12 protein-coding genes are annotated in these 12,441 nt (G+C 70.7%); 6 read left to right on the top strand and 6 right to left on the bottom strand.

Translation table 11 applies throughout. The annotated features are described in order from the left end of the window. Positions 1–6: 6 nt before the first annotated feature. Together ABD830_RS46110 and ABD830_RS46105 are read right to left on the bottom strand one after the other, a co-directional pair. On the bottom strand, positions 7–207 hold the full coding sequence (locus tag ABD830_RS46110) for an EF-hand domain-containing protein (protein WP_345001561.1): 201 nt from the start codon (positions 205–207) through the stop codon (positions 7–9). Positions 208–238: 31 nt separating this feature from the next. Further along, positions 239–1,117 (bottom strand): LysR family transcriptional regulator, encoded by an 879-nt coding sequence (locus ABD830_RS46105; protein WP_345001559.1) that lies wholly within the window; start codon positions 1,115–1,117, stop codon positions 239–241. A gap of 62 nt (positions 1,118–1,179) precedes the next feature. On the opposite strand from ABD830_RS46105, the gene ABD830_RS46100 reads away from it, so the two are divergent. Then, the gene (locus ABD830_RS46100) at positions 1,180–2,160 is read left to right on the top strand and encodes an aldo/keto reductase (protein WP_345001557.1); all 981 of its coding nucleotides are present in this window, start codon (positions 1,180–1,182) and stop codon (positions 2,158–2,160) included. 65 nt (positions 2,161–2,225) lie between these two features. On the opposite strand, the gene ABD830_RS46095 is transcribed toward ABD830_RS46100, so the two are convergent. Both ABD830_RS46095 and ABD830_RS46090 read right to left on the bottom strand, forming a co-directional pair. Further along, positions 2,226–3,521, bottom strand: coding sequence for a hypothetical protein (locus tag ABD830_RS46095; RefSeq protein WP_345001555.1), 1,296 nt, complete (start codon positions 3,519–3,521; stop codon positions 2,226–2,228). 93 nt (positions 3,522–3,614) lie between these two features. After that, complete coding sequence (locus tag ABD830_RS46090) at positions 3,615–5,891, bottom strand: MMPL family transporter (protein ID WP_345001553.1); 2,277 nt, start codon at positions 5,889–5,891, stop codon at positions 3,615–3,617. 180 nt (positions 5,892–6,071) lie between these two features. Here ABD830_RS46090 and ABD830_RS46085 point away from each other — a divergent pair, with 180 nt between their 5' ends. Continuing rightward, positions 6,072–7,316, top strand: coding sequence for an MFS transporter (locus ABD830_RS46085; RefSeq protein ID WP_345001551.1), 1,245 nt, complete (start codon positions 6,072–6,074; stop codon positions 7,314–7,316). Here the strand turns inward: ABD830_RS46085 and ABD830_RS46080 are convergent. Both ABD830_RS46080 and ABD830_RS46075 read right to left on the bottom strand, forming a co-directional pair. After that, positions 7,285–7,770: a hypothetical protein gene (locus tag ABD830_RS46080; protein WP_345001549.1), complete on the bottom strand. Its 486-nt coding sequence runs from the start codon at positions 7,768–7,770 to the stop codon at positions 7,285–7,287. The two genes, ABD830_RS46085 and ABD830_RS46080, sit on opposite strands and share 32 nt — an antisense overlap. Positions 7,771–7,891: 121 nt before the next feature. After that, on the bottom strand, positions 7,892–8,563 hold the full coding sequence (locus ABD830_RS46075) for a hypothetical protein (protein ID WP_345001547.1): 672 nt from the start codon (positions 8,561–8,563) through the stop codon (positions 7,892–7,894). 15 nt (positions 8,564–8,578) lie between these two features. Between ABD830_RS46075 and ABD830_RS46070 the strand changes: the two genes are divergently transcribed. From ABD830_RS46070 to fahA, 4 genes are all read left to right on the top strand, one after another. Beyond that, positions 8,579–9,208, top strand: a complete 630-nt coding sequence (locus ABD830_RS46070; protein ID WP_345001545.1) for a helix-turn-helix domain-containing protein — start codon at positions 8,579–8,581, stop codon at positions 9,206–9,208. A gap of 93 nt (positions 9,209–9,301) precedes the next feature. Then, positions 9,302–10,471, top strand: a complete 1,170-nt coding sequence (locus tag ABD830_RS46065) for a homogentisate 1,2-dioxygenase (RefSeq protein WP_345001542.1) — start codon at positions 9,302–9,304, stop codon at positions 10,469–10,471. After that, positions 10,453–11,226: a hypothetical protein gene (locus ABD830_RS46060; protein ID WP_345001540.1), complete on the top strand. Its 774-nt coding sequence runs from the start codon at positions 10,453–10,455 to the stop codon at positions 11,224–11,226. The genes ABD830_RS46065 and ABD830_RS46060 overlap by 19 nt, the downstream gene beginning before the upstream one ends. Before the next feature lie 64 nt (positions 11,227–11,290). Next, positions 11,291–12,394, top strand: a complete 1,104-nt coding sequence (gene fahA, locus ABD830_RS46055; RefSeq protein WP_345001538.1) for a fumarylacetoacetase — start codon at positions 11,291–11,293, stop codon at positions 12,392–12,394. The last annotated feature ends 47 nt before the right edge of the window (positions 12,395–12,441 follow it).

Here is a 12,441-nt window from a genome sequence, read left to right as displayed (position 1 = left end):
TTTTTATCACTTCTGGAGGAAGTCGGCGAACTCCCGCTTGTCGATCAGGCCGTCGCCGTCCTTGTCGAGCTTCCGCACGCCGTCCTGCGCGGCCTCCAGGCTGATCGGCTGGCCGAGCACCTCCATCAACCGTACGAGCTCGACGGCGGAGATGCGGCCGTCGTTGTCGGCGTCGATGAGGTCGAAGGTGATGTCGTGATCGCTCATGTCTCGCCCTTCCACGGGATCAGCTGTCCCGTCAGACCTTAGTGGCGACTTGTCGTAGCGCGTTGATGAATGCCGCTACTTGTGGGCTTCTATCCTCTTCGCGCCAGGCGATGGCGAGCTCTCCAGGGGGCAGCCCCGTCACGGGACGGTAGACCAGGCCGGGCCTGTTGTAGAGCGTGGCGTTGCCCTCGGCCACGAGCACGACCCCGAGCCCGCTGGTCACCGCCTCGAACACCTCCTCAGGCGTGTTCGCGGTGACCCCGATCACCGGCTCGTCGTCGCGGGCGTCCAGCCCCAGCCAGAAGTCGCGCAGCGGACCCGCCGTCGGCGGCAGGGCGATGAACGGCTCGTCGCGCAGCGCCCCGAACGGGATCTCCGGCAGCTCCGCCAGCGGGTGATCGTCCGGCATGGCCACCCCTCTGTCCTCGGTGGCCAGCACGTACGTCTCCAGCCCCGGCGGCACCGGCAGCCAGATGAAGGCCACGTCGGAGGACCCGTCAGCCAGCCCGCCGCTGGGATCGTCCCAGCCCACCAGCCGGAGCGACACCTCCCACCCCGGCATGGCCGCCCGGAACCGCCGCAGCGCCGCCTGCTGCAGCCCTCTGCCCACGGCCGTCTGCATCCCGATCACCAGAGTCCCCGAGGGAACCGCCGCCCGCGCGGACTCGACCCCGGCCGTCCACCGTTCGAGCAGGTCGCGGGCGGCAGGCAGGAGCACCTCGCCCTGCCGGGTGAGTGCCACGCCGCCGTGCACCCGCTCGAACAGCGGGAACCCGAGCTGCCGTTCCAGCACCCTGAGCTGCTTCGACAGCGCGGGCTGGGAGACGAACAGCCGCTCGGCGGCCCGCGTCACGTTCAGCTCCTCGGCCACCGCGACGAAGTACCGCAGCTCTCGCAGGTGCACATCCATAACCAGTGGTTATAGCAAAGGGTCTTGGACGCGCCGGGCCTCCGCCCAGCAGGATCGAGGGCATGAAGACACGAACGCTTGGCAGCCTGCAGGTTCCCGCCCTCGGCTTCGGCGCCATGGTGCTCTCGCCGGGCGTCTACGGCGAGATCGACGACGACCGCGCCGAGGTGGCGCTCAAGGCCGCGCTGGACGGTGGCGCCACCCACGTGGACACCAGCGACGCGTACGGCGTGGACGGCCACAACGAGCGCCTCGTGGGGCGCGCGATCAAGGGCCGCAGGGACGAGGTCGTGGTCGCGACCAAGTTCGGCCTGGCGATTCCCGAGGGTGAGCCGAGCCGGTCGCATCCGGTCGGTTACGCGTTCAACGAGCTGCGCGTGAACACCGAGCCCCGCCTGATCCGCGGCTACGCGGAGCGCAGCCTGCGCAACCTGGGCACGGACGTGATCGACCTCTACTACTCGCACTATCCGGACCCCGGCGTCCCCATCGAGGACGTGGCCGGCGCGCTGGCCGGGCTCGTACGGGACGGACTGATCAAGCACATCGGCCTGTCCAACGTGACGGCCGCCCAGCTCAGGGCCGCGCACGCGGTGCACCCGGTGACGGCCGTGCAGAACGAGTGGTCGATGTGGCGCCCCATCGACCCCGACCTGCTGGCGACCGCGAGGGAGCTGGGCGTGGGGATCGTGGCGTGGAGCCCGCTGGGCACCGGATTCCTGACCGGCACGGTGCGGACGCTCGAGGAGGGCGACTTCCGCCACAACGCGCCCCGCTTCTCCACCGAGAACCTGGCGAGCAACAACGACCGCTACGCCCCGATCAGGGCCTTGGCCGCGCAGCTGGGCATCACGCCCGCGCAGCTCGCCCTGGCCTGGCTGCTGCACCAGGACGAGCACGTGGTGACCATCCCGGGCAGCCGCACCCCTGCCCACATCGAGGAGAACCTCGCGGCGGCCGACCTCACCCTGCACCCCGACACGCTGGCCCGGATCGACGCGGCCCTGACCAGGTTCGAGGTCACGGGCGGGACTCTCCTCTGAGACCCGGCTCATGACGAAGGCCCGGGTACCGGCGAAGCGGTGCCCCGGGCCTTACGGAGGGAGAGTCAGGCGGCGTGCAGGTAGACCTGGCCGAAGACCTCCGAGAGGTTCTTCAGGTCCGTGGTCACGTCCACCTCGGGGTTGGCCGGGTCGTAGATGGTCGCCAGCCGGGCGCGGACCGAGTCGAGCTTCTTGAGCTGCTCCCAGGTGGTGTTGGCGGCCCACTTCTCGCCGTACACCCGGTTGACCTGGCCCTGGTTGTTCTGCCAGCGCGTCCACAGCGTGACCGTCTCCGCCGCGTCTTCCTGGAGCGGGGAGGCGATGCGTTCGGTGATGGCCTTGGTGGCCTGCTCCTCGTTCAGCTGGGAGGACCCCGAGGCGGCGAAGGAGGCGTCCTCGACGGCGATCTGGGCGTAGGCGTCCCAGGCGCGGGCGCGAACCTGGATCGACTGGTTGCGCTGGGCCTCAGCGGCGTCGATCTTCCAGGTGGCGTACTCGGTGGCCAGGTGGCCGTTGTCGAGGGCGAGCTGGTCGATCAGGCCCTTGTTGAGCCAGGCGCCGATGCGCTCGGGGTCGAGCAGCGGGTACTTCTTGGTCATCTCGGCCTTGCAGGCGTCGTTGGCGCCGCAGCCGAACACCGGGACCACCGTGTGCGCGGCCAGCTTCTTGCCCGGCACCGCGGTACGCAGCGCGGCCGTGGTCTCGGCGACGAACTTGTCCAGCTCGTCCGCCGTGGTGAACGTCTGGTTGAAGCCGAGCTGCGAGGTGAACCTGACGCCGACGACGCCCGGCTGCGCGGCGACCAGCGCGGCGACCTTCTTGACGGCCTCGGCCAGCTTGCCCGCCTTGTAGTCGTCGGCGAGCTCGGTCTCGATCCAGAGGCGCATCTTCGTCTGTACGACGGCCTGCGCGGCCTTGCCCGCCATGCTCTCCTGGGCGGAGGTCTTCTCGGCGGCCGTGACTCCGGTCGGGTCGACGTAGCCGCACTCGGTGCCGTTGTTGCATTCGGGCGTGCCGCCGTCCTCGGCGCCCGGGACGTCCGGGGAGTCGACGTCGTGCATCTCGCCGTCGCCCTCGGAGTCGGTCGGGCACACGTTGCCCTCTTCGGTGCAGTCCACCGTGATGGGGTTCTGGGGCCCGGCTTCCTGCATGTGCTGACCGTCGTTGTCGAGCCAGAACTTCGCGATGTCCGCGGCCTCCTCGGGGGTGGCCAGCCACCGGCACATCACGTACGCCGGGGTGTCGGCGGACATCAGGTCGTTACAGCTCCTGGGGTCGTCCTCCGACCACGCCGGAACGCCGATGCCTAGGAGTGAGAGAGCGAGTCCGATGACGAAGAGCTGCCGTAACCGCCGTCGCATGGCACCTTAACTTCCAGGGGATGATCGTGGGCATATCGCACACTATCCGGACGATCAATAACGTTCAATGAAATCCATGACTTCACGTCAGCCTCATTCGTCCACCTCGACCCATTTCCAGCCTGATCCGTCGGTATTGGCGCGCACCGCCCTGGTACGTCCCTCCGCCACCTTCTCCCACGCGGGCCGGTCGAGCTCCGCGGGCTCGGCGGGCACCGGCACGGGATCGGTGTCCGCGCCGAAGACGGCCGGTCTTCCCTTGAGGGTCAGCATCGGGCGCTGATCGGAGCCGCCCGCCGTGATCGGCCGCCGGTCCGCGGGCGGCAGCGGAAGGGGCGGCGGGTCCTCGCGCGGCCCGGCGCGCTCGCGGGGCCGGAGCGGCCACCAGCTCGCGGAGCCCAGCAACCACAGGGAAGCGGGCCCCAGCAGCACGCACACCAGCACCGCGTCCACCGCGATCGCCACACACAGCCCCACACCGAGCAGCCGCACCACCGTGATCCCCGCCGTCGCGAACGCCCCTGCGACGGCCATCGGCAGGAGCGCCGCACCCGTGATCACCCCGCCCGTCTCCCGCAGCCCCGCCGCCACGGCCCCCGCGTGGTCCCCGGTACGCAGCCACTCGGAACGCGCCCGGGAGACCAGGTACACCTCGTAGCTCACGGACAGCCCGAAGAGCACGACCACGATCAGCAGCGCCACGGAGACGTCGACGGGTCCCGCGAACCCCAGCCACCCGCCCTGGAAGGCCCACGCGAGCACCCCGAACGACGCCCCCACGGACAGCGCCATGGCCGTCAGCGCGCGAACGGGCAGCACCAGCGACCCGGAGCCCGCGCACAGCAGCACCGACATCACCGCGCAGACCACCAGCGCCAGCCACGGCAGGGTGGCGGAGAGGCTGCCGGAGAGGTCGAGCCGCGCGGCGGTGGACCCGCCGACCACGACCTGCCTGACCTCCGGCTCGGGCGTCAGGGACCTGATCGACGTGACCAGCGCCTCGGCCTGCGCCGACATGGGGTCGAGATCATGCCGTACGGCGAGCCGCACGTCGCCGTTCTTCCTCGACTCCCCCGCCACGTCGACACCCGTGACGTGCGGCAGCCGCTCCACCTGCTCCATGAAGGGCCGGGCGTAGAGCACGCCGTCGGCCAGGACGTGCACGTCGATCGGCGAGAGAGCGTTCCCGCGGAAGTCCCGGTCGAGAGCCTCGGCCACCAGGCGGCTGTCGGAGGCGGCGGGGAGCGCCCTGTGGTCCGCGTTCCCGAACTGGAGGTGCGAGAGCGGCGCCGACAGCGACACCAGCACGACCGTCACCGCCACCAGATACGCGACCGGCCGGCGCACCACGCCGGACGCGACGGCGTGCCACAGGCCGCCGCCCTGCGGTAAGTCGGGTACCGGCCTCAGCGCGTCCACGCGGGACCCGAGTATCCCCAGCAGGGCAGGCAGCAAGGTGAGCGCGGCCACCGCCGCGATCAGCGCCACCGCCGCCGCCCCCAGCCCGATCGAGCGCAGGAACGGCTGCGGGAACAGCAGCAGCGCCAGCAGCGACGCGGCCACCGTCGCCCCGGAGACGGCGACGGCCCGCCCGGCCGAGGCCATCGTCCGCGCCACCGCCTCCTCGTTCGACGCCCCGCCTCTGAGCTCCTCCCTGAACGTCCTGAGCATGAGCAGCGAATGCCCGGCGGCCAGCCCGAGCCCGAGCAGCATGACGGCGTACCAGGAGTAGACGGACACCTCGGGGAGCAGCGCCAGCGCGCAGAGCACCGCGAGCGCCCCCACGAGCAGCGGCAGGAGCGCCGCCACCAGGCTCCCGAACACCGCCACCAGCAACACCAGCAGCACCGGCGCCCCGACGGCGGCGGCGCGGCCCAGGTCGGCGGCCGCCTGGGCGTCCAGCTCCGCCTGCGTCGGCACCGCCCCGCCGACCTTGACGTAGAGGTTCCTGGCACTCCTGAGCCGCCCCGCGATGGCCGCGTAGCTCTCCCTCTTGGCGCCCTTCAGCGTGATCAGCGCGTACGTCGAGTGCTCGTCCCCGGACACCATCTCCTTCGACCCCGTCGTCCAGTACGTGGCCATCCGCCGCACATAGGCGTCCGGCAGCCGGCGCAGCGAGTCGTGCACTGCCTTCTTGTACCGCGGGTCGCGTACCTTGACCGCCGGATGCCGGTAGAGGACGACCACGTCGGGGCTCTGGCCGCCGTACCACTGCTCGCTCCAGCGCGCGGCGATCGCGGAGCCGGTGCGCGGGTCCTCGAAGCCGCCGCCGGTCACCCGCCCTGACCTGGCCAGCGGCGCGATCAGCAGGGCCGCCACCAGGCTCAGCGCCAGGAGCGTCCACCTACCGCGATAGACCAGCCGACCCATGGAGTCCCCTCGCCGACAGCCGGGCCCTAGCAAATTACGGGAGAAAGGGGACCGGAGTCTTGCCAAAGGCGGACACATTCCGTGTCAGGTCTTGTTACCGGAGGAATATTCGCACGACAAGGGCCATGGAGAACGGCAGAATAACGGAGTTTGGCCGTTTTCCATGGGGGGTTGCGCCCGGTGCAGAGCTATCTACGCGATCTCGGGCTGCTCCGGGATCGCCGGTTCGCGTTGCTGGTGTCGGCGAGGACCATCGCGGTCCTGGGCAGCGCGTTCGCACCGGTGGCCCTGGCGTTCGGCGTGCTCGGCCTGCCCGGCGCCACCGCCTCGACCCTGTCCGCGGTGCTCACCGCCGAGGCGGTGCCCATGATCGCGTTGACCCTGTTCGGCGGCGTGCTCGCGGACCGGCTGCCGCGGACGTCGGTGCTGATGGCCGGCGACTTCCTGATGGCGACCGGGTATCTCGCGCTGGCGGCGATGCTGCTCACCGGCTGGACCCCGCTGCCCGCGCTGTGCGCGGCGGCCGCGTTCAGCGGGGTGGCGACGGCGATCGCGTTCCCCGCGTTCACCGGGATCATCCCCGAGGTCGTGCCCGTCGACCGGCTGCAGGCCGGCAACGCGCTGATCGGCCTGGGCGCGAACGCCGCCCGTGTGCTGGGCGCGGTGCTCGGCGGCGGCGCGGTGGTGCTCCTCGGCGGCGGCTGGGCGCTGATCGTGAGCGGCGCGATGTTCACCACGGCCGGCCTGCTGATCGCCATGATGCGGATGAAGCCGGACACGGCCCCGGAGCCGAGGCGGCGGCACTCGGTGGTGGCCGATCTGCGGGACGGCTGGCGGGAGTTCGCCTCGCGGCAGTGGATCTGGGTGGTGGTCGCGCAGTTCTCGCTGATCGTCATGGCCATCCAGGCCGGTCACGGGGTGCTGGGCCCGCTGCTGGCCAAGGAGACCCTGGGCGGCCCGGCGGCCTGGTCGGCGTTCCTGGCGGGCGAGGCCGTCGGGACGATCGTCGGGGTGCTGATCGCGATGCGGTTGCGGCCGCGCCGCCCCATTCTGATGGGTGTGCTGCTCTGCCTGCCGGTCGCGCTGCCGTACGTGCTGCTCGGGCTGGACGCGCCGCTCTGGGCCATCGTGATCGGGGCGTTCGTGCTGGGGGTGTGCTTCGACGTGTTCGGCGTGCTGTGGCAGACGACGATGCAGCGGGAGATACCGGGCGAGTCGCTGTCGCGGGTCAGCGCGTACGACATGCTCGGGTCGCTGATGTTCGGCCCGATCGGGCTGGTGCTCGCGGGGCGGGCGGCGGAGTGGTTCGGCACGGAGGAGTCGCTGCTCGGGTGCGCGGTCATCGTCGTGCTGTCCACGCTCGCCGCCCTGCTCTCCCCCGGCGTGCGCAATCTCAAGGCGCCGGCAGGCGAGCCGGTCTCTTGAAGTAGGCGTTGGCCCTGGGCTGGAACATCAGCGTCACCGCCCCCAGCACGGCCACCACGTGCATGATCCTGCTGCCCGCGAAGATCAGCCCCATCACGTCCGCCCCGGCGACGGCCTCGCCGATCGAGCCGCCGGCCAGCAGCCACTGGACGGGGCCGATGACGAGCGAGAGCGTGCCGAAGATCCCCAGTGTCACGGCGAGGGTCAGGCGCGCCCAGTTCTCGCCGCGCCTGAGCCGCAGCGCCAGGAAGACGGCCGCGGCGAACACCGCCAGCCGGATCCCCGCCTGGGGCAGCAGTTCGGCGACCGTGGCGGTGCCCTCGTACAGCAGCTGGGCGACCATCAGGACGGTCTCGAACGCGCCGAACGCCACGGCCGCCAGCCAGAGCATGGCGGCGGTGTGCACGACGGGCGGCAGGGGGTCGGTTCTGGGTGCTTCCATGACGGTGCTCATGGCGGACCTCCGTAGGTGAGCGATCTGTACCTGAAGTGTCCGCCGCGCACCCGGGCGGAATCATGCCCGCCGTCCCCCGACTTGTGGTGAGGCGGGCCCTACCAGGGACCGTCCGCGCCGCTCAGACGACGATGAGCCGGACCACGACGCCGGCGCAGTTGCCCGCCACGCAGATCCGTACGGGCACCTCCGAGATGCCGGCGGCCGCGGGCACGCCGCCCACGTGACCGTCGGGGCCGATGGTCACGCCGGCGGGCAGCCTCGCGTAGTCGGTCACGGTGAAGGTGGGCACCACGCCCGGCGGGCCGCCGTTGACGCCGATCTCGCTGTCCAGCGGGGTGCCCATCTGGCCGGGGAAGGTGAGCTCACGCGGCTCCCAGGGCACGTTGCCGTGCACGATGAGGGTGAGCGGCTGCTCCTGGCACGACTGGCCGACGCAGATCCCGATGGGGGTGACGTACGTGCCGGAGCGCTGCGGCGTGCCGTAGAGCCTGCCGCTCTGGTCGACCCTGATCCCGACGGCGAGGTAGGCGGGGCGGAACGTGACGCCCTTCGTGGTGGGCAGCAGCTGCTGGCGCACCTCGATGCCCTGGGTGAGGTCGAACGTGCTCTCGACCAGGCTGTCGGCGGGGGGATGGAGCGGGATCTGCCGGGCCATGAACGTCATGGCGAGCCTGGGCACGGTGGTGTACAGCGCGCACATGGCGAGCACACCGAGCACGAGCACCCACCCTTGCCGCAGCATCATCATCCCCCCGACCCGGTACGTACCCCTCTCAGTGCGCAGAGTCACGGGATAATCGTTCGTATGGCCGCTGAATCCGCTCAGACCCTGGAGCGCGGGCTCCGCCTGCTCAGACTGCTCGCCGACGGCAAGGGCGGCCGCACACCGACCGAGCTGAGCGCCGAGCTGTCGCTGAGCCGGCCCGTGGTGTACCGGCTGCTGACGACGCTGATGAGCGAGGGGTTCGTACGCAGGGACGCCGAAGGGCGGGTCCACCTGGGGTTCGGGATGCTGGTGCTGGCGCAGGCCGTGCAGCCGCTGCTGCGGGCGGCGGCCGTGCCGACGCTGCGGCGGCTGGCCGAGGACGTGGGCGCGACCGCGCACCTGACCGTGGCCGAGGGCGAGGACGGGCTGGCCGTGGCGGTCGTCGAGCCGTCCTGGACCGACATGCACGTGGCCTACCGCGAGGGCTCGCGCCATCCGCTGGTGAAAGGGGCGGCCGGGCAGGCGATCCTGGCGCTGCGCCAGGGGCGTGACGACTACTTCACGACGGAGGGGCAGTTGCAGGAAGGTGCGCGGGGCGTCGCCGCGCCCGTCACCGGGTTGTCCTGGTTGGAGGCGTCGGTGGGGGTGGTGACGTTCGGGCCGCTGGAGGAGTCCACGGGCCCTCGGGTGGTCGCCGCCGCCGCCGAGCTGGCCGCCGCGCTGGGTTGACATCTCCAGGCCGATGGCGGACGGTTGTTACATATAAAGGACACTTCCGTCCGATTAACGGACATCATTACGGAGTTGTTACGGAGGCAGGAGATGCCGTACTACCGCGTCGTTGGGGAGGTGCCGCGCAAGCGACACGTGCAGTTCAGGCGGCCGGACGGCGGTCTCTACGCGGAGGAGCTGATGGGCGAGGAGGGCTTCTCATCCGACTCCTCCCTCCTGTACCACCGCTACCTGCCGACCGCGATCGTCAAGGCGGAGGCGGTCACGCCCACGGGCGAGACGCGGCTGGAGCCCAACCTGCCGCTCTCGCCACGCCATTTCCGCACGCAGGAGCTGTCCAGCGCGGGCGACCTGGTCACGGGGCGCATGCTGCTGGCGGGCAACGGCGACGTCCGGTTGTCGTACGCCACCAGCGGCCGGGCGAGCGAGCTCTACCGCAACTCGATGGGCGACGAATGCGTCTACGTGCAGCGGGGCCGGGTCAGGTTCGAGTCCACGTACGGCGTGATCGAGGCCGGGGAGGGCGACTACATCGTCATCCCGACCGGCACGATCCACCGCTGGGTGCCGGACGGCCAGGTCAACATGCTGGCCATCGAGGCGAGCGGGCACATCAGACCGCCCAAGCGCTACCTGTCGCAGTACGGGCAGCTCCTGGAGCACGCGCCCTACTGCGAGCGCGACCTGCGCGCCCCGGCCGAGCCGCTCCTCGTCGAGGGCGAGGAGGTGCCGGTGCTGGTGCGCACGCGCGGCGGGCTGAGCAGGCTGGTCTACCGCAACCACCCGTTCGACGTGGTGGGCTGGGACGGCTACCTCTATCCGTTCGCGTTCAACATCGACGACTTCGAGCCGATCGTGAAGAAGACGCACGCGCCGCCGCCCGTCCACCAGACGTTCGAGGGACCGGGGTTCGTGGTGTGCTCGTTCTGCCCGCGGCCGCTCGACTTCCATCCCGAGTCCGTGCCGATCCCGTACAACCACCACAACGTGGACTCCGACGAGTTCATGTTCTACGTGGGCGGCGACTACTCCGCGCGCAAGGGCTCGGGCATCGACGTCGGCTCGATCTCGCTGCACCCCGCGGGCTTCACGCACGGGCCGCAGCCCGGGGCGGTCGAGGCGGTGATCGACGCGGTCTCCCGCGGCGTCACGACGACGAGCGAGAAGGCCGTCATGGTGGACACGTTCCGCCCGCTCGACCTGGGCCAGGGCGCGCTGTCCTGCGAGGATGCCGGCTATGCGTGGACGTGGTCACGATGAACGTCTACACGGCACTGGTGGACGACGCGGGGCTGTTCCCGCCGACGTCCCTGCATATGGACGAGGCGCTGGCCCGCAACCGGCGGGATCTGGAGCACGGCAGCTCCGTGCTCACCCACCGTTTCCTCTGCCCGGCCAGCCGGCTGCACCGGCTGCGCGACATGGACTACCGGCCGCGGCGGATCGGGCTGATCCTGGACCAGGAGGAGGTGCCCGGTTTTGACGACCTGCCCGTCGACTTCGTCGAGGCCGCGCTGCCGCCCGACATGACGATCGACGTGCTGGCCCGCGGGCTCGGGCTGACGGAGAGCGTGCGGCTCTTCGTGGAGCTGGCGCCGGCGAGGCTGGGCGTCGACGTGCCCGACGGGATCGGGCTGAAGGTGCGCTGCGGCGGGCTGACCGCGGAGGCGTTCCCGCCGGCGGAGCATCTCGGGGCGTTCATCAGGTTCTGCGTCGAGCACGACATCCCGTTCAAGGCCACGGCCGGGCTGCATCACGCCGTACGCCACTTCGACCCCTCGCTCGGCGTCGACCGGCACGGCTTCCTGAACCTGGTGCTGGCGGTCTGCGAGGCCGTGGAGGGGCGCGACCCCGTGCCCCTCCTGCGCACCACCGACGTGGGCCACATCGTACGGCTCGCGCACTCCGTACAGGAGGACACCGCGAAACGGGCGCGGCAACTGCTCGTGAGCTACGGCTCATGCAGCACCAGCACCCCCGTCGAGGACCTGCGCACACTGGGGCTGATCACGTGAACGAGCGAAGCGAGAGAACCAATAGACACAGCACTTTTGTCACAGGACCGACGAAGGAGGGCCTGTGACATTCGGTGTGGACAATCTTCCTTACGGCGTTTTCTCGCGTCCCGGTGAGGCGCCCCGCGTGGGTGTGCGGTACGGCGACCACGTGCTCGACCTGGCGCCGGCCCTGCACGACGAGGTCTTCGCCGCCCCGTCGCTCAACCCGTTCATGGCGCGCGGGCGCACGGCCTGGCGCGACACCAGGGCGCTCATCCAGAACAAGCTGACCGACGACACCTCCATGACGGAGCGGCACCTGATCCCGCTGGAGCAGGTGCGGCTGCACCTGCCGTTCGAGGTGGCCGACTACGTCGACTTCTACTGCTCGATCGACCACGCGAGCAACATCGGCCAGATCTTCCGGCCGGGCACCGAACCGCTGCAGCCGAACTGGCGGCACCTGCCCGTCGGCTACCACGGCAGGGCGGGGACGGTCGTCGTGTCGGGCACGCCGGTCAGACGCCCGCGAGGGCAGCTCGGGCCCGACGCGTTCGGGCCGTGCGCGAAGCTGGACATCGAGGCGGAGCTGGGGTTCGTGGTCGGGGTGCCGACCACGCTCGGCTCGCCCGCCGGGGCGTTCGAGGAGCACGTGTTCGGGGTGACGCTGGTCAACGACTGGAGCGCGCGTGACATCCAGGCATGGGAGTACGTGCCGCTCGGGCCGTTCCTGGGCAAGTCGTTCGCCACGTCGGTCTCTCCGTGGATCACGCCGCTGGAGGCGCTGCCCAGGATCCCCGGCCGCGCCCAGCTTCCCGAGCCGGTCGGCTACCTGCGCAGGCAGAGCGACTGGGGGCTGGACATCTCGCTCGAGATCGTGCTCAACGGGGAGGTCGTGTCGCGGCCGCCGTACTCGAGCATGTACTGGACGCCCGACCAGATGCTCGCGCACATGACGGTGAACGGGGCCTCGCTGCGCACCGGAGACCTGTTCGCCAGCGGCACGATCTCGGGGCCCGCGCCGGGCGAGCGCGGCTCGCTCATCGAGCTGACCTGGAACGGGAGCGAGCCTCTCAAGTTCTCGAGCGGCGAGACCCGCTCGTTCCTGGAGGACGGGGACACGGTGACCATCCGGGCCAGGGCCGGTGAGCTGACATTGGGAGAAGTTTCCGGAACCATCGTGTAAGTGACTCAACGTGCTTGATCGCTGACTGACCGCTACTCTGGGTTCGC

Origin of the sequence: Nonomuraea helvata (genome assembly GCF_039535785.1) — a bacterium.
GTDB lineage: Bacteria > Actinomycetota > Actinomycetes > Streptosporangiales > Streptosporangiaceae > Nonomuraea > Nonomuraea helvata.
This window is presented reverse-complemented; position numbering and strand designations above follow the sequence as displayed.

What these genes read in the sequence shown, in the direction of transcription:
- ABD830_RS46110 (WP_345001561.1), bottom strand. Translation starts at nt 207, where the DNA reads ATGAGCGATCACGACATCACCTTCGACCTCATCGACGCCGACAACGAC.
- ABD830_RS46105 (WP_345001559.1), bottom strand. Translation starts at nt 1,117, where the DNA reads ATGGATGTGCACCTGCGAGAGCTGCGGTACTTCGTCGCGGTGGCCGAG.
- ABD830_RS46100 (WP_345001557.1), top strand. Translation starts at nt 1,180, where the DNA reads ATGAAGACACGAACGCTTGGCAGCCTGCAGGTTCCCGCCCTCGGCTTC.
- ABD830_RS46095 (WP_345001555.1), bottom strand. Translation starts at nt 3,521, where the DNA reads ATGCGACGGCGGTTACGGCAGCTCTTCGTCATCGGACTCGCTCTCTCA.
- ABD830_RS46090 (WP_345001553.1), bottom strand. Translation starts at nt 5,891, where the DNA reads ATGGGTCGGCTGGTCTATCGCGGTAGGTGGACGCTCCTGGCGCTGAGC.
- ABD830_RS46080 (WP_345001549.1), bottom strand. Translation starts at nt 7,770, where the DNA reads ATGAGCACCGTCATGGAAGCACCCAGAACCGACCCCCTGCCGCCCGTC.
- ABD830_RS46070 (WP_345001545.1), top strand. Translation starts at nt 8,579, where the DNA reads ATGGCCGCTGAATCCGCTCAGACCCTGGAGCGCGGGCTCCGCCTGCTC.
- ABD830_RS46065 (WP_345001542.1), top strand. Translation starts at nt 9,302, where the DNA reads ATGCCGTACTACCGCGTCGTTGGGGAGGTGCCGCGCAAGCGACACGTG.